This is a genomic window from Flavobacterium sp. LPB0248 (assembly GCF_013388355.1).
Taxonomy (GTDB): domain Bacteria; phylum Bacteroidota; class Bacteroidia; order Flavobacteriales; family Flavobacteriaceae; genus Flavobacterium.
Map to the genome: position 1 here is coordinate 2,351,451 of NZ_CP058246.1, position 23,003 is coordinate 2,374,453.

Annotated in this window: 18 protein-coding genes; 11 read left to right on the forward strand and 7 right to left on the reverse strand. The window is 34.9% G+C overall.

The window, feature by feature from the left end; genetic code table 11:
* Positions 1 to 144 precede the first annotated feature (144 nt).
* Both LPB248_RS09735 and LPB248_RS09740 read left to right on the forward strand, forming a co-directional pair.
* Positions 145 to 2,253: a prolyl oligopeptidase family serine peptidase gene (locus LPB248_RS09735; protein WP_177211256.1), complete on the forward strand. Its 2,109-nt coding sequence runs from the start codon at positions 145 to 147 to the stop codon at positions 2,251 to 2,253.
* 332 nt (positions 2,254 to 2,585) lie between these two features.
* The gene (locus tag LPB248_RS09740) at positions 2,586 to 3,584 is read left to right on the forward strand and encodes a Gfo/Idh/MocA family protein (RefSeq protein ID WP_177211257.1); all 999 of its coding nucleotides are present in this window, start codon (positions 2,586 to 2,588) and stop codon (positions 3,582 to 3,584) included.
* Positions 3,585 to 3,711: 127 nt separating this feature from the next.
* On the opposite strand, the gene LPB248_RS09745 is transcribed toward LPB248_RS09740, so the two are convergent.
* The 3 genes from LPB248_RS09745 to dnaE form a co-directional block, all read right to left on the reverse strand.
* Positions 3,712 to 4,686: an integrase core domain-containing protein gene (locus LPB248_RS09745; RefSeq protein WP_177210027.1), complete on the reverse strand. Its 975-nt coding sequence runs from the start codon at positions 4,684 to 4,686 to the stop codon at positions 3,712 to 3,714.
* Positions 4,687 to 4,823: 137 nt separating this feature from the next.
* Entirely contained in the window at positions 4,824 to 5,762 is a 939-nt protein-coding gene (locus LPB248_RS09750) for an outer membrane beta-barrel protein (protein WP_177211258.1), read from the reverse strand.
* A gap of 177 nt (positions 5,763 to 5,939) precedes the next feature.
* Positions 5,940 to 10,475, reverse strand: a complete 4,536-nt coding sequence (dnaE, locus tag LPB248_RS09755; RefSeq protein WP_177211259.1) for a DNA polymerase III subunit alpha — start codon at positions 10,473 to 10,475, stop codon at positions 5,940 to 5,942.
* A 345-nt stretch (positions 10,476 to 10,820) separates the two neighbouring features.
* Between dnaE and LPB248_RS09760 the strand changes: the two genes are divergently transcribed.
* Complete coding sequence (locus tag LPB248_RS09760; RefSeq protein WP_177211260.1) at positions 10,821 to 11,624, forward strand: SDR family oxidoreductase; 804 nt, start codon at positions 10,821 to 10,823, stop codon at positions 11,622 to 11,624.
* Between the two features lie 125 nt (positions 11,625 to 11,749).
* On the opposite strand, the gene LPB248_RS09765 is transcribed toward LPB248_RS09760, so the two are convergent.
* Positions 11,750 to 12,724, reverse strand: a complete 975-nt coding sequence (locus LPB248_RS09765) for an integrase core domain-containing protein (protein ID WP_177210027.1) — start codon at positions 12,722 to 12,724, stop codon at positions 11,750 to 11,752.
* Positions 12,725 to 12,954: 230 nt separating this feature from the next.
* On the opposite strand from LPB248_RS09765, the gene LPB248_RS09770 reads away from it, so the two are divergent.
* From LPB248_RS09770 to leuB, 5 genes are all read left to right on the forward strand, one after another.
* Entirely contained in the window at positions 12,955 to 13,875 is a 921-nt protein-coding gene (locus LPB248_RS09770; RefSeq protein WP_177211261.1) for a helix-turn-helix domain-containing protein, read from the forward strand.
* Positions 13,876 to 14,393: 518 nt separating this feature from the next.
* The gene (leuC, locus tag LPB248_RS09775; RefSeq protein WP_121362563.1) at positions 14,394 to 15,788 is read left to right on the forward strand and encodes a 3-isopropylmalate dehydratase large subunit; all 1,395 of its coding nucleotides are present in this window, start codon (positions 14,394 to 14,396) and stop codon (positions 15,786 to 15,788) included.
* 169 nt (positions 15,789 to 15,957) lie between these two features.
* Positions 15,958 to 16,554, forward strand: coding sequence for a 3-isopropylmalate dehydratase small subunit (gene leuD / locus LPB248_RS09780; protein ID WP_177211262.1), 597 nt, complete (start codon positions 15,958 to 15,960; stop codon positions 16,552 to 16,554).
* 117 nt (positions 16,555 to 16,671) lie between these two features.
* Positions 16,672 to 18,192 carry an alpha-isopropylmalate synthase regulatory domain-containing protein gene (locus tag LPB248_RS09785; protein WP_177211263.1) on the forward strand — a complete coding sequence of 507 codons (1,521 nt, stop codon included), beginning with the start codon at positions 16,672 to 16,674 and terminating at the stop codon, positions 18,190 to 18,192.
* 160 nt (positions 18,193 to 18,352) lie between these two features.
* Complete coding sequence (leuB, locus tag LPB248_RS09790) at positions 18,353 to 19,408, forward strand: 3-isopropylmalate dehydrogenase (RefSeq protein ID WP_177211264.1); 1,056 nt, start codon at positions 18,353 to 18,355, stop codon at positions 19,406 to 19,408.
* A 136-nt stretch (positions 19,409 to 19,544) separates the two neighbouring features.
* Here leuB and LPB248_RS09795 read toward each other — a convergent pair whose 3' ends face one another.
* Positions 19,545 to 19,892, reverse strand: a complete 348-nt coding sequence (locus LPB248_RS09795) for an RNA recognition motif domain-containing protein (RefSeq protein ID WP_177211265.1) — start codon at positions 19,890 to 19,892, stop codon at positions 19,545 to 19,547.
* 113 nt (positions 19,893 to 20,005) lie between these two features.
* Positions 20,006 to 20,503: a DUF6252 family protein gene (locus LPB248_RS09800; protein ID WP_177211266.1), complete on the reverse strand. Its 498-nt coding sequence runs from the start codon at positions 20,501 to 20,503 to the stop codon at positions 20,006 to 20,008.
* 190 nt (positions 20,504 to 20,693) lie between these two features.
* Between LPB248_RS09800 and LPB248_RS09805 the strand changes: the two genes are divergently transcribed.
* From LPB248_RS09805 to LPB248_RS09815, 3 genes are all read left to right on the forward strand, one after another.
* Positions 20,694 to 21,254, forward strand: a complete 561-nt coding sequence (locus LPB248_RS09805) for a 30S ribosomal protein S16 (protein WP_177211267.1) — start codon at positions 20,694 to 20,696, stop codon at positions 21,252 to 21,254.
* Positions 21,255 to 21,270: 16 nt separating this feature from the next.
* Positions 21,271 to 21,795, forward strand: coding sequence for a ribosome maturation factor RimM (rimM, locus tag LPB248_RS09810; protein ID WP_177211268.1), 525 nt, complete (start codon positions 21,271 to 21,273; stop codon positions 21,793 to 21,795).
* 77 nt (positions 21,796 to 21,872) lie between these two features.
* Positions 21,873 to 22,580, forward strand: a complete 708-nt coding sequence (locus LPB248_RS09815; protein WP_177211269.1) for a tRNA1(Val) (adenine(37)-N6)-methyltransferase — start codon at positions 21,873 to 21,875, stop codon at positions 22,578 to 22,580.
* Between the two features lie 18 nt (positions 22,581 to 22,598).
* Here the strand turns inward: LPB248_RS09815 and LPB248_RS09820 are convergent, their stop codons facing one another.
* Positions 22,599 to 22,982, reverse strand: a complete 384-nt coding sequence (locus tag LPB248_RS09820) for a hypothetical protein (protein WP_177211270.1) — start codon at positions 22,980 to 22,982, stop codon at positions 22,599 to 22,601.
* Positions 22,983 to 23,003: the final 21 nt, after the last annotated feature.

Below are 23,003 nucleotides of genomic sequence, written 5' to 3' on the forward strand. Positions count from 1 at the left end.
AAAGATCGCAAAGGAAAACGCAAAGTTCACAAAGTTTTATTTGCTTTGCGAACTTTGCGAAAAACTCCTAGCGTTCTTTGCGGTTAAACATTTATCAATTCTCACAAAAAGTGCTATTTTTGTTATAACAGATAAAAACTAACTATGAAAAAAACATTTTTATTAATGGCAATTACAACTGCAGGAATATCATTTGGACAAGGCAAAATACAATATCCGCAAACAAAAAAAGGAGAAACTGTTGATGTTTATTTTGACACCAAAGTAAGCGATCCCTACCGTTGGTTAGAAGATGATAAATCTGCCGAAACTGGTGCTTGGGTAAAAGCCGAAAACGAAGTCACTTACGCTTATTTAGATAAAATTCCGTTTCGCGAAGAACTTAAAAAACGAATGGAAAAACTTTGGAACTACGAAAAAATTGGAGCTCCATCTAAAGAAGGAAAATTTACTTATTACTCTAAAAACAACGGACTTCAGAATCAATCTGTTGTTTACAGAAAAGATGAAAATGGCAAAGAAGAAGTTTTCTTAGATCCAAATACTTTTTCTAAAGACGGAACAACTTCTCTAGGCGGACTTGATTTTTCTGAAGACGGAAGCAAAGCAGCTTATGCAATCTCTGAAGGAGGAAGCGATTGGAGAAAAGTAATTATCATAGACGCACTTTCTAAGAAAATTGTAGAAGATACTTTGGTTGATGTGAAATTTAGTGGTGTTTCATGGTATAAAAATGAAGGTTTCTACTATTCTAGTTATGACAAACCAAAAGGAAGTGAATTATCTGCTAAAACAGATCAACACAAATTGTATTTCCATAAACTAGGAACTTCTCAAAAAGATGATAAAGTAATTTTTGGTGCAGATCAAAAAAGAAGATATGTTGGCGGATATGTTACTGAAGACAACCGTTATTTGGTAATCACGGCAGCTAATTCGACTTACGGAAACGAATTATACATTAAGGATTTAACAAAACCGAACAGCCCAATTGTTACTATCGTAGACAACTTTAACAGCGATAGCAATGTAATAGAAAACGAAGGAAGCAAATTGTTTATTGAAACAGATTATAATGCACCTAACAAACGTGTTGTAACGGTTGATGCAGCAAATCCGAAACCTGAAAACTGGAAAGATTTTATTAAAGAAACCAAAGATATATTATCGCCATCAACTGGTGCTGGTTATTTCTTTGCCAACTATACTAAAGATGCGGTTTCATTTGTACAACAATATGATTACAGCGGAAAATTAGTTCGAGAAATCAAACTTCCAGCTGTTGGAACTGCAGGCGGATTTAGCGGTAAAAAAGAAGATGAAATTTTGTACTATAGTTTTACAAATTATACAACTCCGGGAAGTATCTATTCTTTTGAACCAAAATCTGGCAAATCTGAAGTATATGCAAAACCAAAAGTTGATTTCAAGAGTGAAGATTATGAGTCTAAACAAGTTTTCTATACGTCAAAAGATGGTACAAAAGTTCCGATGATTATTACGTATAGAAAAGGAACAAAATTAGACGGTAAAAACCCAACAATTCTTTATGGTTATGGCGGATTCAATATTAGTTTAACGCCAAGTTTTAGTATTGCCAATGCGGTTTGGTTGGAAAATGGTGGAGTTTACGCAGTGGCTAACCTTAGAGGTGGCGGTGAATACGGGAAAAAATGGCATGATGCAGGAACAAAACTTCAAAAGCAAAATGTATTTGATGATTTTATTGCTGCGGCAGAATATTTAATTGCCCAAAAATATACTTCTTCTGATTATTTGGCTATTCGCGGAGGATCTAACGGAGGTTTGTTGGTTGGAGCAACGATGACACAGCGTCCAGATTTAATGAAAGTAGCATTGCCAGCGGTTGGAGTTATGGATATGCTTCGTTACAATGCTTTTACAGCAGGTGCTGGATGGGCTTTTGATTACGGAACTGCTCAAGACAGCAAAGAAATGTTTGAATATTTAAAAGGATATTCTCCAGTTCATAATGTAAAACAAGGAACTCATTACCCTGCAACAATGGTAACAACTGGAGATCATGATGATCGTGTAGTTCCTGCGCACAGTTTCAAATTTGCTGCTGAGTTACAGGAAAAACAAACTGGAGAAAATCCGGTTTTGATTAGAATTGACGTTAAAGCCGGTCATGGGGCAGGAAAATCTGTTGCCGCTACGATTCAAGAGAACGTAGACATTCAAGCTTTTACACTTTACAATATGGGTTTTAAAGCTTTACCTAAAAAATAAAACTTTAAGCTAAATTTTTTATTAGCCACGAATTCACGAATTATTTTTGTGAGCTCGTGGCTAATTTATTTTATGCCACAGATTAAAAGGATTAGATAGATTAAAAAATCTGTGAAAATCTTTTTAATCTGTGGCTTTTATTTTTTTCACGCAGATTCTGCAGATTTAGCAGATTGAATTAAAAAAATCTGCGAGCATCTGCTAAAATTATTTTAAATCTGCGTGAAATTAGTTCACATAATTCGATACAGATTTTTTAAACATTCAGATCAAAAAATTCGTGAATTCGTGGCTAATTTTCTTTTAAATTTGAGAAACTAAAAACTTAATCAATGGAAATTATAAAATGGGGAATTATTGGGTGCGGAAATGTAACCGAAGTAAAAAGCGGGCCAGCTTTTCAGAAAGCTCCAAATTCGGCTTTAGTTGCAGTTATGAGAAGAGATGCCGCTCTTGCTGAAGATTACGCCAAACGCCATAATGTTCCGAAATGGTATTCTAACGCGAAAGATTTAATAAATGATCCCGAAGTTGACGCCGTTTATATCGCTACTCCTCCATCTTCTCATAAAGAATACACCATTTTATGCGCCAAAGCAGGAAAACCAGTTTATGTTGAGAAACCAATGGCTTTGTCATTTGAAGAATGTAACGAAATGATCAGCGTCTGCAAAGAGCATAATGTTCCTTTGTTTGTTGCTTATTATAGAAGAGCTTTACCTCGTTTTTTAAAAATAAAAGAAATAATCGATCAGGGAAAATTAGGAACTATCAGACACGTCAATTGTGTTTTATACCATCCTTTTGAAGCACGTTACGATGACGAAATCAATCTTCCTTGGACTGTTTTGCCACATATTTCAGGAGGCGGAATCTTTGTTGATTTGGCTTGCCATACTTTAGATTTCCTAGATTTTGTTTTAGGTCCGATAAAATCAGTTCGCGGACATGCAACTTCTCAATTAAAAGCATATCCGGCAGAAGACGCAGTTTCAATGTCCTTTTTATTCGAAAACGGAATTCACGGATCTGGTTTATGGAATTTTGCAAGTTTTGAACGTTATGACAACACTGAAATTGTAGGTGATAAAGGAAAAATCTCGTTTTCTACTTTTGGAAATGACCCTATTCATATTCAATATGCAAATGGAGAAAAAGAAAGTATTACGATAGAAAACCCACTTCATATTCAACAGCCATTTATTGAAACTGTTATTACTGAATTATTAGGCAAAGAAGGCGCTTCTCCATCTAAAGGAACTTCTGGCGCAAGAACCACTTGGGTTATTGATCAAGTTTTGAAGGAATTTAGAGAGAATTCGAAATTATAATTATCGATTAAAATACAATTTTGTCATCCTGACGAAGGAAGGATCACACTTGAAAATCCGCAATCTAAATCACCAATCTTTGTCGAGTCTCTAGTGATCCTTCCTTCGTCAGGATTGTAAAAGTCACTTATTTCGGTAACGGATTTATCATTTCGATCGGTTTTTTACCATCAATACCTTGATGCGGTCTTTCATGATTATAATAATATAAGTATTGTAATAATTCTTCTTTTAGTTCTTCTTGAGAATCAAAATCAGTATCTCTTAATAAATCTTCTTCTAGAGTTCTCCAAAAGCGCTCTACTTTACCGTTTGTCTGTGGTCTATATGGCTTTGTATATCTGTGCACTATGCCTAATTCCATAAGCATTCTTTCAAAAGGATGCTGGCTTTTTACTTTGCTTGTTTTAGGTCCAAATTCAGCTCCATTATCAGATAATATCTCTTCAAATTTTATTTCATAATGGCTGCTTAAGATATTTAAACATTTTAATGAAGCAAACATTACTGTTAAACTGGTAATATCTGAAACTAATTCAGCCCAAGCAATCCGGCTGTAATCATCAATTACACAGACTAAATAAAGCTTTTTGTTTTCTCCACGAATTATACTTTTACTTAAATAATGACAATCAATATGACCCAGCTGTCCCATTCTTTCCTTGATTATTTTCTGATGATTCTTTTTAATCTTCGGAGTTAACCTGTTTATTCTATGCCGTTTTAAAATATTATAAACTCCAGAATATGAAGGTGTATGTTTTCCTAATCTGGGATTTAAGATACTAACAATTTCATATTTATTGTTTCCTTTTTCTCTTAATTCAATTACTTTTTGTTCTATAAAAGGTAAAGGACGTCTTGTCTTGTATTTTGGACCACGTTTTTGAGGCAGTAAATCTAAAGACTTACCGCTCTGCTTATAGCGGTTATAATACTTTAAGAAACTTTTTCTGCAGGTGTCATTTGCCTTATAAAAATCCATCGCCTTTTTATGCACTGGATGAGTTTTACTTTTTACCTGCTCATATTCTCTTATCAAAAATCGATACTTCTCTAAATAGTTTCTTTCTAATGTTGAATCCTGACTGTTATTTCTCATCGCAACAAAATTTATTAAAGTTAAATTTTGTTACCGAAATATCTAACCTTTACAAGGATGACAAAAAATGCGTCCAAAAAAAAGAGGATATTCTTTCGAATATCCTCTTTTTTTAAACTATAAAAAAAATTGGAAAATTATAGGCTGTATTTGATACCTAATGTTAATCCTAATCCTGAGATTCCAACATAAGAACTCAATTCATCCATTGGTTTGTCTTTATTAACACCATTTGGATTTGTTAGAGCATTGTTTGAATTTACATCTAAACCATCTCTGTAATTAGTGTGAATTTGAGCTGTAGTTCTAGTAGCCAAAGCATCATTTCCATTTACTGTAAAGTCAGTTGTTTCTTTTGTTTTACCATGTACAGTAAAGTTACGGTACTCTAATTCAGCAAAAGCAGAAAGGTGTGACGTAAGTTTGTACGTTGTACCAACAGCAGCTGTAAATCCGATAGTTGGGTTTGGTTTTACTTTATCAACGCTATGAACATTTCCAAAAACTGGAGCACCAGTACCTGGATTAACTCCTACTGGAGCAACAGCATCTGTTTTAATTTCTAAATCTCCGTGAATTGGAACTAAAACCCCAACTTTAGTATAAGGCTCAAATCCGTTAGATTCTCCTAAAAACATAACAATTGCAGGAGCTAAATCAAAAGCTGTAATTTGACCAACTGATTTAAAGTTGTAAATTCCTGTAGTTGCAGATGTAGGGATATATGGCTGATCTGAAGTAGTCTGTGCCATAGTTTTATCATTACTAGAGTAATAATTAACTCCTAATTCAACTCCAATACGTGTAGAAAAACGGTAACCAGCAGTTATACCAGTTCTAAAACCTTGTCCAAAAGAACCTGTAATACTTTTTTCAGAAACTAATTTTCCTCCTACATAAGTTCTGTCTAATGCAGCATTTCCTCCAACAGTTGGAAACTCAGTTGAAGCTGTTTGGTTGAAATAAGATCCTCCCAGTTTAAAATACCAGCTTTCTGGTTTTTCTGCTTTTTCTGTTTGCGCCATTGTGGCCATAGAACAAACTAATAATCCTAATAAAAATAGGTTCTTTTTCATAATTTTGATTTATTGATTAGTACAAACATAGAATATTTTAACACATTCTTACCGTTTGCAAAGTTAGACTTGGAACGAAAACGTTGTAATTTTGGGCAATATTACTAAAAAACTATTATGCATGCATATTTTTAACATAAAAAATTAACATGTGTTTAAATTTTAACTGTTAAATTTTTAGTTCAGTTTAAAATTAATCTGCATTTTCTCCAATTCTTGCAATAATTCAGTTGAGATTCTAACCTTTAAGCGACGGCTAGGCATCGTTAATTTTGTTACCACTTTTATTTCTTCAACTTCATTTACCTCTTGAATCTTTGTATCTTCCATCGCACTATCTTCATTTTCATTTTCGGTTTGAAAAACAGCATCATCTGCTTCAAAATCTGTTGGAGTTTCTACCTCAACCAAACGTTTTATTTTTTCCAGCTCCATGATTTCAAAAGTCACAGAATTCTCTCCCTTATTTTCAGCAAACAAATGACTCAATTTATGAATGAACTCTGGATGCAAATCTTTTATATTTAATAAAACGATTAGCTTTTTAGCGAAAGCTTCCAGAATATCCTGCAATTGGCGAATCTCGACAAACTGCATTCTCGGATCTGTTTTTTTACCTGTATCATGATTTACCCAGCCATCTTTAATCATTATTTTCAAAAAGGCAAAATTATTCTGAATCAAGAAATGGCGGAATTTTAAATATTCTTCCCCAAAAATCTTAAACTCATAACTTTCATCATAACCTTCTAAATTGAAAGCTGCCCAGCCTTTTCCGTTTTTAGCAACACGGTGCTGAACGTTATTGATAATTCCAGCAAACATTAGGTTCTTCCCAACATACTCATTCATACTTTTCAGAGATTCTAAACGAGAATTACAGAAGTATTTCATTTCAAACCTAAAATCGTCAAGTGGATGCCCTGAAATATAGATTCCAACAACCTCTTTTTCTTTTGCCAGTTTTTCCATGGTACTCCAGTCTTCGCATGGTGGTACAACTGGTTCTGCAATTTGCACTTCGCTAGTTTCTCCAAATAAACTTACCTGAGAAGAGTTTTCATTTTCCTGAAATTTCGATCCGTAACGCATGGCTTTTTCGTAGAAAGTAATTCCGTCTCCATCGTCGTGGAAATATTGCGCTCTGGTTGTTCCTTCAAATGAATCGAAACCTCCAGCAAGTGCTAAATTCTCAATCGCTTTTTTATTGGCTGCACGAAGATCAATTCGCTTTGCCAAATCAAAAATTGATTTATATCTTCCGTCTTTTCTGTTTTCTACAATTGTTTCTACGGCTCCAGAACCAACACCTTTAATCGCTCCCATTCCGAAACGAACTGCGTAGTCATCGTTTACGGTAAATTTATAGTACGATTCGTTTACGTCTGGCCCAAGAACTTGCAATCCCATACGTTTACATTCTTCCATGAAGAAAGAAACTTGTTTGATATCATTCATGTTATTCGAAAGTACCGCTGCCATATATTCGGCAGGATAATGCGCTTTCAAATAAGCCGTTTGGTACGCAATCCAAGCATAACAAGTCGAGTGCGATTTGTTGAACGCGTAACTCGCAAAGGCTTCCCAGTCTTTCCAGATTTTCTCCAGAACCTTTGCATCGTGACCTTTTGCTGCCGCTTGTTCAACAAACTTCGGTTTCATTTTATCTAGTACATCTTTTTGTTTCTTACCCATCGCTTTACGCAAGACGTCGGCCTCACCCTTTGTAAATCCTGCCAAAGACTGAGACAAAAGCATTACTTGCTCTTGGTAAACTGTAATTCCGTACGTCTCTGATAAATATTCCGCACAGGCATCTAAATCGTATTTGATTTCTTCGTCACCATTTTTTCTTCGAACGAAAGAAGGAATATACTCTAAAGGTCCCGGACGATAAAGTGCATTCATGGCAATTAAATCTCCAAAAACCGTAGGCTTCAGGTCTTTCATGTATTTCTGCATCCCGGGTGACTCGTATTGGAAGATTCCAACAGTTTCACCTCTTTGGAAAAGCGCGTACGTTTCCTCATCATCAATCGGAAAGGTATCGGGATCAAGATCAATATTAGTCCTATATTTTACCAGTTTTACAGTATCTTTTATCAGTGTAAGGGTCTTCAGACCCAAGAAGTCCATTTTCAGCAATCCGGCACTTTCTGCAACCGAGTTGTCGAACTGTGTTACATATAAATCGGAATCTTTTGCTGTTGTTACTGGAACGTAATTCGTAATATCTGATGGCGTAATGATTACCCCACAAGCGTGAATTCCGGTATTACGCATCGATCCTTCCAGAATTTTTGCCTGCTGAATGGTTTCTCCTGCCAAATCATCTTCATTGGCAATCGCGATTAATTCTTTTACATTATCAAATTCGTCAGAACGAAGGGCTTTTTTGACTTCTTCTTCACTTTCAGAAATAAAACGTGCCAAATTCCATTTTGACGGCATCATTCCTGGAATCAGTTTTGCAATTCTATCGGCTTCAAATAGCGGTAAATCCAGTACACGAGCCGTATCACGAATCGCCGATTTGGTCGCCATTTTACCATACGTGATAATCTGTGCTACCTGTTTTTGACCGTATTTGTTGATTACATAATCCATTACACGTCCACGACCCTCGTCATCAAAGTCAATATCAATATCGGGCATCGATACACGGTCAGGATTTAGGAAACGCTCAAAAAGCAAGTCGTATTTAATTGGGTCAATATTGGTAATTCCCAGACAATACGCAACGGCAGAACCCGCTGCAGATCCACGACCAGGCCCTACTGATACGTCCATTTTTCTCGCCTCGGCGATGAAATCCTGTACAATCAAAAAGTAACCCGGATATCCTGAGTTTGAAATCGTCATTAACTCAAAATCCAAACGTTCCTGAATCGATTCGGTAATTTCGCCATAACGTCTTTTGGCACCTTCCATCGTAAGATGTCGCAAATATTTATTTTCCCCTCTTACACCACCATCTTCTTCATCTTCGGGAACCATAAACTCGTCAGGGATTTCGAATTTCGGAAGTAATACATCTCGATACAATGAATATCCTTCAACCTTATCAATAATTTCCTGAATATTGATAATCGCTTCCGGCAAATCAGCAAAAAGCTTTTTCATCTCGTCTTGCGACTTGAAGTAGTATTCCTGATTTGGAAGTCCGTAACGATAACCACGTCCACGTCCAATAGGCGTTGCCTGCTTTTCACCGTCTTTTACACAAAGTAAAATATCGTGCGCATTGGCATCTTCTTTATTTAAATAATAAGTATTGTTAGTCGCAATTAATTTGACATTGTGTTTTTGAGAAAACTCAATCAGGGTTTTGTTTACACGATTTTCATCTTCCTGATTGTGGCGCATCACTTCTAAATAGAAATCTTCGCCAAATTGTTCTTTCCACCAAATTAAAGCTTCTTCTGCTTGGTTTTCACCGATATTCAGGATTTTACTCGGAATTTCTCCATATAAATTCCCAGACAAAACCATGATATCTCCTTTGTATTGTTCCACAATCCTGCGGTCAATTCTCGGAACATAATAAAATCCATCTGTATAAGCGATCGAAGCCATTTTAGCCAAGTTGTGATAACCCGCTTTGTTTTTAGCCATCAAAACAACCTGATAACCGTTGTCTTTTTTGCTTTTGTCTAAGTGATTTTCACAAATATTAAATTCACAACCTACAATTGGTTTTACTTCGGTTTCTGTTGGTTCTTCTCCTGCTTCAACTAAAGCTTTATTTTTTCCAGATGCGGCTTTGTTGTGATTCATAACAGCGCTCACAAAATGGAAAGCTCCCATCATGTTTCCAGTATCCGTCATGGCAACGGCTGGCATTCCGTTTTTAGCGGAAGCGGCAACTATATTCCCAATTCCGATAGTAGATTGAAGTACCGAAAACTGCGTATGATTGTGCAAATGCGCAAATTTTGCTGCTTTAAAATCAGCTTTATCTTCTTCCGAAACAACGGTCTGCTGACCTTCTCCAGCTAAAGCTTTAAGCTGTTCTCTGATTTTATCAGAAGCTGCTTTTAAGTTGATATGCTTTAAACCAATTAACTTAAATGGCTCCGCATTTCTTTCCTGAAATTCTTTGAAATATTCCTTCGGAACATCTAATTCTTCTTTTGTAAAAACCTCTCTTCTAACCAATTCCAAAAAACAACGCGTAGTTGCCTCAACGTCGGCAGTTGCGTTGTGCGCTTCCGCGAAAGGCTGATTGAAAAGATAGCTGTGTAATTCGGTCAAAGTTGGAAGTTTGAATTTTCCTCCACGACCTCCAGGAAGCTGTAATAACGAAGCAGTCACTTCGGTACAAGTATCCAAAACAGGCATTGAAGCCATTTGAGACTCCACTCCCATTCTATGGAATTCGGCTCCCATAATATTAACGTCAAAACCTAAATTCTGTCCAACGATAAATTTGGTTTTGCTTAAGGCAATATTGAATTTCTCTAAAACTTCGGCCAAAGTGATTCCATCGGCTTCAGCCAATTCAGTTGAAATTCCGTGAATACGCTCGGCATCATACGGAATGTTAAATCCTTCTGGTTTTACCAAATAATCCTGATGCTCAATAAGCTGTCCCATTTCGTCATGCAACTGCCATGCAATTTGTATACAGCGAGGCCAGTTATCAGAATCGGTTATTGGGGCATCCCAGCGTTTTGGTAATCCGGTTGTTTCGGTATCGAATATTAAATACATAGAATTATAAAAGGTCAAGTTTTAAAGCTCCAAATTTCATATCTTTCACATTGTAAACCATTGACAACATGAAACATAATAAAATGCGAAATGAAAAATCGGAGGAATTCAAATTTACGCTTTTTTTTGGCTTCAAGAAATAAAGAATTCAACAAAAAGCATTAATCAAAATCATTATTACAAACTGTTAAAAACTAATAAAAATGATAAAATTTAGATTATTTAGTCTTAAAAAATTCGATTATTCATTTTGGATACTCATTACACCAAAATGAACACTTTTAAACTGAAGTGTATCCTGAACTTTGCTTCATCAAATTATAACAATTAAAAAAAACAATAATCATGAAAACAATTTTTATCACAGGCGCATCATCAGGTTTAGGAAAAGCAACAGCAAAATTATTCCACGAACAGGGCTGGAATGTAATCGCAACAATGAGAAATCCTGAAAAAGAAACGGAACTTTCTCAATTAAAAAATGTAACGCTTTTACCTTTAGACGTTACCAATTACGATCAAATTCAAACTACAGTAAAAAAAGCATTGGAACTAAGCGATATTGACATTGTTTTTAATAATGCTGGTTATGGATTAATTGGACCTTTGGAAAGTTTAACAGATGATCAAATCACAAAACAATTGGACACTAATTTATTAGGCGTAATTCGTGTTACAAATGCTTTCATCCCATATTTCAGAGAAAGAAAAAACGGTTCATTTATTTCGACAACATCTATTGGAGGTTTGATTGCTTTTCCTTTAGGATCAATCTATCACGCCACAAAATGGGGATTAGAAGGCTGGAGCGAAAGTATGGCTTATGAATTAAATCCGTTTGGAATAAACATTAAAACAGTTTCGCCAGGAGCAATCAAAACTGAATTCCTTCATGGTTCACTTGACACAAGCACTTTGCCAGAATATGAAACAATGACTAATAAAATGTTTGGAAACGTTGACACCATGTTTGAAATGGCATCAACTCCTGAACAAATTGCGAGTGTAGTTTATGAGGCTGCTACGGATGGAAAAAACCAGCTAAGATATGTCGCGGGAGAAGACGCAAAAGCACTTTACAAACAAAGATTGGAAGTTGGAGACGAGGTTTTTCGTTCTGAATTTGGCAAACAATTTTTTGGAGAATAATTATTTCTAATAACCCTACCCACAAAATATTGAACATTCTTTTATTAAGCTCCAGAGGAGCAAAATATTTATAGAAATTCAATTATGAAGGTGCAAAATAGCTCCAGGGGAGCTGTAAAAGTCACTTATTTCGGTAACGGATTTATCATTTCGATCGGTTTTTTACCATCAATACCTTGATGCGGTCTTTCATGATTATAATAATATAAGTATTGTAATAATTCTTCTTTTAGTTCTTCTTGAGAATCAAAATCAGTATCTCTTAATAAATCTTCTTCTAGAGTTCTCCAAAAGCGCTCTACTTTACCGTTTGTCTGTGGTCTATATGGCTTTGTATATCTGTGCACTATGCCTAATTCCATAAGCATTCTTTCAAAAGGATGCTGGCTTTTTACTTTGCTTGTTTTAGGTCCAAATTCAGCTCCATTATCAGATAATATCTCTTCAAATTTTATTTCATAATGGCTGCTTAAGATATTTAAACATTTTAATGAAGCAAACATTACTGTTAAACTGGTAATATCTGAAACTAATTCAGCCCAAGCAATCCGGCTGTAATCATCAATTACACAGACTAAATAAAGCTTTTTGTTTTCTCCACGAATTATACTTTTACTTAAATAATGACAATCAATATGACCCAGCTGTCCCATTCTTTCCTTGATTATTTTCTGATGATTCTTTTTAATCTTCGGAGTTAACCTGTTTATTCTATGCCGTTTTAAAATATTATAAACTCCAGAATATGAAGGTGTATGTTTTCCTAATCTGGGATTTAAGATACTAACAATTTCATATTTATTGTTTCCTTTTTCTCTTAATTCAATTACTTTTTGTTCTATAAAAGGTAAAGGACGTCTTGTCTTGTATTTTGGACCACGTTTTTGAGGCAGTAAATCTAAAGACTTACCGCTCTGCTTATAGCGGTTATAATACTTTAAGAAACTTTTTCTGCAGGTGTCATTTGCCTTATAAAAATCCATCGCCTTTTTATGCACTGGATGAGTTTTACTTTTTACCTGCTCATATTCTCTTATCAAAAATCGATACTTCTCTAAATAGTTTCTTTCTAATGTTGAATCCTGACTGTTATTTCTCATCGCAACAAAATTTATTAAAGTTAAATTTTGTTACCGAAATATCTAACCTTTACAGGAGCGACATATTTATTGCAATACAGATGTCGCTCCCCTGGAGCTTTGCTTTCAACAACAAATACGATTTCTATAAATATTTCGCTTCTTCGAAGCTGATATTGCAAAATCAAAGGGACTGTCCAATGCTTTTAGGACAGCCTCATTAGTCTTTCAAATTTTCATACTTTTATATCATGGAAAAGAAAAACAATAATCCAGAAAAAATCTCTTCTATATCGCAGTTTCACGACCTCCTTCGATTGCCAAAACCACTTCATCCGATGGTGAGTTTGGTAGACAATACACAGTTGGTTATAAATGAAAATTTAGCGAATCATGCCTTTATGCTTGATTTTTATAAGATCTCTTATAAGTTTTCTACCAAAGGAAAAATGGGCTACGGCCAAGGCTATTATGATTTCAACGAAGGCGGACTCCTATTTGCTTCTCCAACTCAGTTAATTTTTACTGAAAATGAAGAAGGCGTCGAATATGGCGGTTATACACTTTTATTTCATCCCGATTTTATTCGAAATTATCCTTTGGGAAAAAGCATCAAAAAATATGGCTTCTTTTCTTATGACACCAATGAAGCTCTGCATCTTTCAGACAGTGAAAAAACTATTATTATTGGATTATTACAAAGCATCGACAACGAACTCAATACCGCAATTGACGAAATGAGTCAGGACGTGATTGTCTCTTACATTGATGTTTTGCTGAATTACAGCAATCGTTTTTACAAGCGCCAATTCATTACCAGAAAAACCATCAGTAACGATTTATTATTAAAAGTCGAAGAAACTCTGGATAACTATATTAGCAATGCAGAAACCTTAAAAAGAGGATTGCCAACAGTAGAATTTCTGGCTTCGCAGATTAATGTTTCAAGTCATTATCTCAGCGATATGCTTCGCAATTTAACTGGATTAAACGCGCAACAGCATATTCATTCGAAATTAATAGAAAAATCAAAAGATTTCCTGATTACTACCAATCTTTCGGTAGCAGAAATTGCTTATCAGTTAGGTTTTGAATATCCGCAATCGTTTAGTAAATTATTCAAAAAGAAAACCAGTCTTACTCCATTAGAATTTAAAAATTCGTTGAATTAATTTTAAAAATTATTGTCTTCAAAAAATCAATTTCGGTCTTAAAAAATCATAAAATTTCATAAAAATACACCTCTTGGATGTCGTAGTATTTTGGTACTTTATTCAATCTAAATAACACCCAAAAAACTCCTTTAAAGGGTTCAAAAAATCTAAAAACCATCCTTTTTACAAAGAAATCAAAACTAACAATTATTACTATTTTTATTCATTTTGTTAGATTTTTTTAAACAAATTCTTATATTTTGTATTGATTTTGAGATAAATTTGCAAACTATTAAAACAAAAAACAAACAAGAAAAATTAAAGCCGAAAAAGAAAAGCTAAATCAGTTTCTTAATCATTTTTCTTTCAAATTTTAGTTTGCAAAAGCCATTTGGCAATTTGTAATTTGGTTTGGGTATCGTATATAATGAAATATTGAAATTGACGCTTTTTTATCTTTTTTTACTTTTGTTTTGCTATTATAATGAACAGGAAATTGCTGTGGTTATAGAAATTACAATTAAAAAAAATAAAAAATGAGTAAGACATTATTTGACAAAGTATGGGATTCACATGTTGTGCGTAAAATTGAAGATGGACCAGATGTGTTTTTTATTGACCGCCATTTCATTCATGAAGTTACGAGTCCTGTTGCTTTTTTAGGATTAAAATCAAGAGGCGTTAACGTATTATATCCGGAACGTACTTTTGCAACTGCCGACCACAATACACCAACCATAAACCAACATTTACCAGTTCAAGATCCGCTTTCTGCTAATCAGCTTCAAGCTCTTGAAGACAATGCTAACGAATACGGAATTTCGCACTGGGGATTAGGTCACCAAAAAAATGGAATTGTACACGTAGTAGGTCCTGAAAACGGAATTACTTTGCCAGGTGCTACTATTGTATGTGGAGATTCGCATACGTCTACTCACGGTGCTTTTGGAGCTATCGCTTTTGGTATCGGAACATCTGAGGTTGAAATGGTTCTTTCTACGCAATGCATTATGCAGCCTAAACCAAAGAAAATGCGTATTAACGTAAACGGTAAATTAAGCAAAGGTGTTGGTCCAAAAGACGTTGCACTTTATATTATCGCTCAATTAACTACTTCTGGAGGTACAGGTTATTTTGTTGAATATGCTGGTGATGTTTTTGAAAACATGACTATGGAAGGTCGTATGACAGTTTGTAATTTAAGTATCGAAATGGGTGCTCGTGGAGGAATGATTGCTCCTGACCAAACTACTTTCGATTTCTTAGAAGGAAGACTTTACGCTCCAAAAGGTGAAGCTTGGACAAAAGCTGTTGAATATTGGAAAACGTTAAAAACTGACGCTGACGCTGTGTTTGATGCTGAATTAAACATCAAAGCAGAAGATATCGAACCAATGATTACTTACGGTACTAACCCTGGAATGGGAATTGGTATTACAAAACATATCCCAAGTGCAAAAGAAGTTGAAGGCGGTGAGGAAACTTACAAAAAGTCTTTGGCTTACATGGGCTTCAATGAAGATGACGTAATGATTGGAAAACAAATCGATTACGTTTTCTTAGGAAGCTGTACAAACGGACGTATTGAAGATTTTAGAGCTTTTGCTGAAATTGTAAAAGGAAGAAAAAAAGCAGATAATGTTACGGCTTGGTTAGTTCCGGGTTCTCACGTTGTTGAAGCACAGATCAAAGAAGAAGGTATCTTGGATATTTTGACTGAAGCTGGTTTCGTATTACGTCAGCCGGGTTGTTCTGCTTGTTTAGCAATGAACGATGATAAAGTTCCTGCTGGTAAATATGCAGTAAGTACTTCAAACCGAAACTTTGAAGGCCGTCAAGGTCCTGGTTCAAGAACGCTTTTAGCTTCTCCAATTATGGCGGCTGCGGCGGCAGTTACTGGAAAATTAACAGATCCGAGAGAGCTTTTTTAAAGATTTAAGAATGAAGATTAGCGATTTTTGATTTCAGATTTCGATACGCTTCATTAAAAAATCTTCTAAAATTTCAATTTACATTTTACAAAAAACATTAACGATTACAATTTTAAGACACAACAACAAATCTAAAATCAGAAATCGTTAATCTAAAATCAAAAATCAAATGGCATACGATAAATTTAATATACTTACGAGCAGTGCAGTGCCACTGCCAATTGAGAACGTAGATACAGATCAAATCATCCCGGCTCGTTTCTTAAAAGCTACAAAACGTGAAGGTTTTGGAGATAATCTTTTTAGAGATTGGAGATATAACGGAGACGATACTCCAAAAGCTGATTTCGTTTTAAATAACCCAACTTACAGTGGAAAAATTCTTGTTGGAGGAAAAAACTTCGGTTCAGGATCTTCTAGAGAGCATGCTGCTTGGGCAGTTTACGATTACGGATTCCGCGCTGTAGTTTCTAGTTTCTTTGCTGATATCTTCAAAGGAAACTGTTTAAATATTGGTGTTTTACCAGTACAAATCAGCCCTGAATTTTTAGCAAATATTTTCGAAGCTATCGAAGCTGATCCAAATACAGAATTAGAAATCAATCTTCCAAACCAAACGATTACTTTATTGTCAACTGGCGAGCAAGAATCATTCGCTATTAACGGTTACAAAAAAAATAACATGATTAATGGTTTTGACGATATTGATTATTTACAAAACATGAAGGAAGATATTAAGACTTTCGCCGATAAACTTCCGTACTAATAGAAATATCATTCAGTCTATTAGACCCGGCAGGCTTTAAAAACCAGTCGGGTCTTTCTAAATTAATAATACAAACCTGCTATCATTTCGAAATTAAAAGAAATATAGATTATCAATATGGAAAAAAGAAAAATTGAAATAATGGATACGACACTTCGTGATGGTGAACAAACATCAGGAGTTTCATTTTCTGCTGCAGAAAAACTGACCATTGCGCAATTATTGCTGGAGGAATTAAATATTGATAGAATCGAGATTGCTTCTGCACGCGTAAGCGAAGGAGAATTTCAAGCCGTAAAAGGCATTACTTCATGGGCTGAAGAACGTAGTTACATTGACCGAATCGAAGTTCTAACGTTTGTTGACGGAGGCGTTTCAATTGACTGGATGAAAAAAGCCGGTGCCAAAGTACAGAATTTATTGACCAAAGGTTCAATGAATCACTTAACGCATCAATTAAAAAAAACTCCAGAACAGCATTTTTCTGAAATTTCTCAGATTATTGCTTTAGCCAAAGAAAACAATATAGAAACCAATGTTTATCTGGAAGACTGGAGCAACGGAATGCGAAATTCTCCAGATTATGTATTTCAATTTTTGGATTTCTTAGCAACACAACCAATCAAAAGAGTTTTACTTCCAGATACTTTAGGAGTTTTAATTCCTTCTCTGACTTTTGAATTTATTTCGAAAATCAGAGCAAAATATCCAAACATTCATTTTGATTTCCATGCACACAATGACTATGACTTAAGCATTGCCAATGTCATGGAAGCCGTAAAAGCGGGAATCAACGGACTTCACGTAACGGTAAACGGAATGGGAGAACGTGCTGGAAATGCACCTCTTGAAAGTACTGTTGCTGTAATTAATGACTATTTGCCACAAGTAAACATCAACGTAAAAGAAACTTCATTGTATTCTGTAAGCAAATTGGTAGAAACTTTTACAGGCTACAGAATTCCTGCCAACAAGCCTATTGTAGGAGATAATGTTTTTACGCAGACAGCTGGAATTCATGCTGACGGAGACAACAAAAACAATTTATATTTCAACGATCTTCTTCCAGAACGTTTTGGAAGAAAAAGAAAATACGCTCTAGGAAAAACTTCTGGAAAAGCCAATATTGAAAAAAATCTTCAGGAATTAGGTTTAAAATTAAACAACGAAGATTTGAAATTGGTTACTCAAAGAATCATCGAATTGGGCGACAAAAAAGAAACCGTAACCAAAGAAGATCTTCCATACATTATTTCGGATGTTTTGGACAGTCATACTTACGAAGAAAAAATAACTATAAATTCTTATATGCTGGTTCATTCTAAAGGAATGCGCCCATCTACGACTTTATCTTTAAATTTAAACGGAGAAATAATCGAAGAAAATGCGCAAGGAGACGGTCAGTTTGACGCTTTTATGAATGCTTTATCAAAAATCTACAAAAGCAAGAAACTTACGCTTCCAAAATTAATCGATTATGCTGTGAGAATCCCACCGGGAAGTAGTTCTGATGCATTGTGTGAAACCATTATTACATGGACAAACAACGGAAAAGAATTCAAAACCCGTGGATTAGATTCAGATCAAACCGTTGCAGCGATTATTGCAACACAAAAAATGCTTAATATAATTACCTAAGGCGCTAAGAGACTAAGGTTCTGAGGTTCTAAGATTTTTCTTTAACCTTAAGCCCTTAGCAACTCAGAACCTTAGAACCTTTAAAAAAAACTAAGCCACTAAGAAGAAAAACTTAGAAGCTTAGCAACTCAGAACCTTAGAACCTTTTAAAAAATATAGAATGAAATTAAACATAGCCCTTTTAGCCGGCGACGGAATCGGACCAGAAGTAATAAATGAAGCAGTAAAAGTATCTGATGCTATTGCAAAAAAGTTCGGACACGAAATTACTTGGAAACCGGCTTTAACTGGAGCAGCTGCAATTGATGCAGTTGGAGAACCTTACCCAGATGCAACACACGAAGTTTGTAAAAATGCTGATGCCGTTCTTTTTGGAGCAATCGGACACCCAAAATACGATAACGATCCTTCTGCACCAGTACGACCAGAGCAAGGTTTATTAAAAATGCGTAAAGCTTTAGGCTTGTTCGCAAACGTAAGACCAACTTTTACTTTCCCATCTTTATTAGATAAATCTCCATTAAAAAGAGAACGAATTGAAGGTACTGATTTGGTTTTCTTAAGAGAATTAACAGGTGGAATTTACTTTGGCGAAAAAGGAAGGAAAGACAACGGAGATACTGCTTATGACAACTGTGTTTACACAAGAGCCGAAGTACAGCGTTTAGCTAAAAAAGGTTTTGAATTAGCCATGACACGTTCTAAAAAATTATGCTGCGTTGATAAAGCAAACGTTTTGGAAACTTCACGTTTGTGGAGAGAAACTGTTCAGGCAATGGAAAAAGATTATCCAGAGGTTGAAGTTAGCTACGAATTTGTTGACGCTGTAGCAATGCGTTTGGTTCAATGGCCAAATTCTTATGACGTATTAATTACTGAAAACTTATTTGGAGACATCTTAACAGACGAAGCTTCTGTAATTTCAGGTTCAATGGGATTAATGCCTTCTGCATCTATGGGAGCTGAAGTATCTTTATTCGAACCTATTCACGGATCTTATCCACAAGCTACCGGATTAAATATAGCAAATCCAATGGCTACTATTTTATCTGCTGCTATGATGTTCGAAAACTTTGGATTAATGGAAGAAGGAAAAGCCATGAGAGACGCTGTAAATAAAGCTTTAGAAGCTGGAGTAGTTACAGAAGATTTAGCTAATGGAGGCAAAGCATACGGCACTAAAGAAGTTGGTGACTGGTTAGCTGCGAATGTATAATTGGTTATTTCAAGTTTCAGGTTTCAGGTTTCAGGTTTCAGGTTGTTGTAACGTTAAACTTGAAATCTGAAACGAAAACAACATAAAAAAAGGGATCAACTTTCGTTGATCCCTTTTATATTTTAGAAAAAAAATATTAATATCCTCCTCTGTTTCCGCGGTCATTTCCACCACGGTTGTTTCCGTAACCACCGCGGTCATTTCCACCACGATTGTTATTAAAACTTCTTCTTTCGCCTTCTGGTTTTGGCTCAGATTTGTTCACAACGATTGTACGTCCTGCAACAACAGCACCGTTCAATTCGTCGATAGCTTTTTGAGCCTCATTATCATTTGGCATTTCAACAAAACCAAAGCCTTTACTTCTTCCAGTAAATTTATCAGTAATAATTTTAACAGAGTCAACTGTTCCATAAGCCTCAAAAGACTCTCTTAAATCTGCTTCCTCAATACTGAATGGAAGGCTTCCAACAAAAATATTCATAGATATTTATTTATAATAATAAGCAAATGTAATCTTATTTCTATCTAATCCACTATGTTATGAGTTTATTTAAGTTTTTATTTTGATTTACCCCAGAATACTTCGATCAGAACTTAATTATTAGTAGTAATAAAGTTATGTTCTGGTGTTACAGGAATTTTATAGAAGACACCTTCTGAAAAATGAATTGTTTGTTTTTCAGCATCAGAATCCGCATTAACCGCCGTAAATTTAAACGTTCCCGAAATGGTATTATCGATTGCATTATATTCTGTAATCATAATTTCTCCATTTCCTTTGCCAGTTCCAGTACTAAATTCTGCTTCTTTTCCTTTATATGTATTCTTATAAACAGCTTTCGTATCATCATCTACACCTAAAACATACGTTTTCTCAGCTGGTTCAGGAATCTGAAATCTTATCTGATCGTAATCTAAAGAACCTTCAACAGTAAAAATTCCATTGGTCTCTGTGCCGGCTTGAAAAAATTCTGCTCTCCAAAAAACATTATCTTTTAAGGCTTGAAAAGCTTTATTATTAGACGTCACATCTTCTGATGTGCAGGATACAACTAGTAGTAAAAGTGATAAAAAATAAAAGTATTTTTTCATATTTAAAATGAATTTGCTGCAAAAGTATCGTATTAAGAGCTAAACCCTAAAATTTAAAAAGTCAAAAAAATGCTAAAAAAACAACTCAGATACATTTAATCCTTTTAAAAACGTGTTTTTCATAAAAAAATTATATCTTTGCGCCCTTAATTAACAGAGGTCGAGTACCTCAAAATTTAATCACTAGATTATGTCAGTAAAAATTAGATTACAAAGACACGGTAAAAAAGGAAAACCTTTTTACTGGGTAGTAGCTGCAGATGCACGCTCAAAAAGAGATGGTAGATACTTAGAGAAAATCGGTACTTACAATCCAAACACTAACCCAGCAACTGTTGAGTTAAACCTTGACAGCGCAGTTAAATGGTTACACAACGGTGCTCAACCAACTGATACTGCAAGAGCTATCCTTTCTTACAAAGGTGCTTTATTGAAACACCACCTTGATGGAGGAGTTCGTAAAGGTGCTTTAACACAAGAGCAAGCAGATGCTAAATTAACTGCTTGGTTAGAATCAAAAGCTGGAAAAGTTGATGCTAAAAAAGATGGTTTATCTAAAGCAAAAGCTGATGCTAAAGCAAAAGCTTTAAAAGCTGAGCAAGAAATCAACGCTAAACGTGTTGCTGATGCTGCTGCTGCACAGGCTGAAGCTGAAGCTGCTGCACAAGCTTCTGAGGCTACTGAAGAAGTTGCTGAAGCTACTGAAGAAGCTCCTGCTGCTGAAGAGAATAACGAAACAACTGAAGCATAATTTTTACTTGGCGATAATGCGTAAAGAAGATTGTTTTTATTTAGGTAAAATCGCTAAAAAATTTAGTTTCAAAGGTGAAGTCTTAGTCTATTTAGACACGGATGAACCTGAGTTATACGAAAATCTGGAATCAGTGTTTGTTGAACACAACAAACACTTGGTTCCTTTTTTTATTGAAAAAAGCTCTTTACATAAAAACGACTTTTTAAGAGTTAGTTTTGAAGATGTTAATAGCGAAGAAGATGCAGACGCCTTAATCGGAAACGGTGTTTTCCTTCCTTTATCTATGTTGCCAAAACTTACTGGCAACAAATTCTACTATCATGAAGTTATTGGTTTCGAAATTGAAGACAAACGTCTTGGTGTTTTTGGTAAAATAACTTCTATAAATGATTCTACTGCTCAGCCACTTTTCGAAGTTTTAAATGGCGAAGTTGAAATGCTAATTCCAATGATTGACCATTTCTTGGTTAAAATTGATCGCGAAAACAAAAAAGTAATCATGGATCTTCCTGAAGGTCTTGTGGAGATGTATCTTTAATTTAGTGTTCAGTCTCAGTTTTAAGTGTTCAGTTTCTTACCTGAATTCAAAATCTTAATAATAAATTAGAATTTACTATGTTTCAGTTTAAGCAATTTTCTGTTAAACAAGACAAAACCGCTATGAAAGTAGGCACAGATGGTGTTTTACTTGGTGCTTGGGCTCCTATTCATCATAATCCGTTTAGTGTTTTAGATGTTGGCGCTGGAACGGGGATAATTGCATTGATGCTGGCGCAAAGAACAAATGCAGAACAAATTGATGCGCTTGAAATTGATGAAGACGCTTACGAACAAGCGGTAGAAAATTTTGAAAGTTCTCCTTGGGGAGATCGCTTATTCTGCTTTCACGCTGGTTTAGATGAATTTATTGAAGAACCAGAAGATGAATATGATTTAATTGTTTCGAATCCGCCTTTTTATGCAGAAGATTATAAAACAGAAAGTGAGCAACGTGATTTAGCTCGTTTTCAAGACGCAATGCCATTTGAAGAATTGGTTGAAGCTGCCGATTTATTACTTTCAGAAAACGGAATATTTGTTTTAATTATTCCCTTTAAAGAAGAAGAAAAATTTATTGCTCTAGCAAAAGAATCAGAACTCTATCCAATAAAAATCACGAGAGTTAAAGGAACTCCAAAATCGGAAATTAAGCGTAGTTTATTAGCTTTTAGCCGTAATGAAGTTCCTGAAATTGAAATCGACGAACTTATTGTCGAAATCAACAGACACGTTTATACTCCTGAATATATTGAATTGACTAAAGATTTTTATTTAAAGATGTAAAAAATATCTTTAAATAAATTATTCTTTTTGCAGACACACTCCTCTTTGAAAATCTATTCCATTCGGGTTTTCTTCATTAAAATATACTATATTATAAGTAACGCATTCATCGTCTGTATAAATTATTTCTGCTACACTTTTATCTCCAATTTTAACATTCTCGGCTCCTAAGTTTTTTATACAAACCCTTTCAAGTTTGCAATCACTAAGCCATTTGACACTCCAAACGGTTTGCAATTTACTATCAAAATAACACTCTTCAATAGAATCTTTTCGAATAGCGTATTCATCTGGAAAAGCTGGAGCCGCAAACTTTCCATTCTTAAATCTAATGCAATCTAATTTTTGAGAATAAGCAGCAGTTCCCAATAATATTAAACAAAAAACGATGATTTTTTTCATGATATTTTTTTACTGTTATTT

Coding starts and splice junctions, on each gene's coding strand:
- LPB248_RS09735 (WP_177211256.1), top strand. CDS start 145: ATGAAAAAAACATTTTTATTAATGGCAATTACAACTGCAGGAATATCA.
- LPB248_RS09820 (WP_177211270.1), bottom strand. CDS start 22,982: ATGAAAAAAATCATCGTTTTTTGTTTAATATTATTGGGAACTGCTGCT.
- leuB (WP_177211264.1), top strand. CDS start 18,353: ATGAAATTAAACATAGCCCTTTTAGCCGGCGACGGAATCGGACCAGAA.
- LPB248_RS09760 (WP_177211260.1), top strand. CDS start 10,821: ATGAAAACAATTTTTATCACAGGCGCATCATCAGGTTTAGGAAAAGCA.
- LPB248_RS09805 (WP_177211267.1), top strand. CDS start 20,694: ATGTCAGTAAAAATTAGATTACAAAGACACGGTAAAAAAGGAAAACCT.
- LPB248_RS09800 (WP_177211266.1), bottom strand. CDS start 20,503: ATGAAAAAATACTTTTATTTTTTATCACTTTTACTACTAGTTGTATCC.
- leuD (WP_177211262.1), top strand. CDS start 15,958: ATGGCATACGATAAATTTAATATACTTACGAGCAGTGCAGTGCCACTG.
- LPB248_RS09765 (WP_177210027.1), bottom strand. CDS start 12,724: ATGAGAAATAACAGTCAGGATTCAACATTAGAAAGAAACTATTTAGAG.
- rimM (WP_177211268.1), top strand. CDS start 21,271: ATGCGTAAAGAAGATTGTTTTTATTTAGGTAAAATCGCTAAAAAATTT.
- LPB248_RS09795 (WP_177211265.1), bottom strand. CDS start 19,892: ATGAATATTTTTGTTGGAAGCCTTCCATTCAGTATTGAGGAAGCAGAT.
- LPB248_RS09740 (WP_177211257.1), top strand. CDS start 2,586: ATGGAAATTATAAAATGGGGAATTATTGGGTGCGGAAATGTAACCGAA.
- leuC (WP_121362563.1), top strand. CDS start 14,394: ATGAGTAAGACATTATTTGACAAAGTATGGGATTCACATGTTGTGCGT.
- LPB248_RS09815 (WP_177211269.1), top strand. CDS start 21,873: ATGTTTCAGTTTAAGCAATTTTCTGTTAAACAAGACAAAACCGCTATG.
- LPB248_RS09745 (WP_177210027.1), bottom strand. CDS start 4,686: ATGAGAAATAACAGTCAGGATTCAACATTAGAAAGAAACTATTTAGAG.
- LPB248_RS09785 (WP_177211263.1), top strand. CDS start 16,672: ATGGAAAAAAGAAAAATTGAAATAATGGATACGACACTTCGTGATGGT.
- LPB248_RS09750 (WP_177211258.1), bottom strand. CDS start 5,762: ATGAAAAAGAACCTATTTTTATTAGGATTATTAGTTTGTTCTATGGCC.
- dnaE (WP_177211259.1), bottom strand. CDS start 10,475: ATGTATTTAATATTCGATACCGAAACAACCGGATTACCAAAACGCTGG.
- LPB248_RS09770 (WP_177211261.1), top strand. CDS start 12,955: ATGGAAAAGAAAAACAATAATCCAGAAAAAATCTCTTCTATATCGCAG.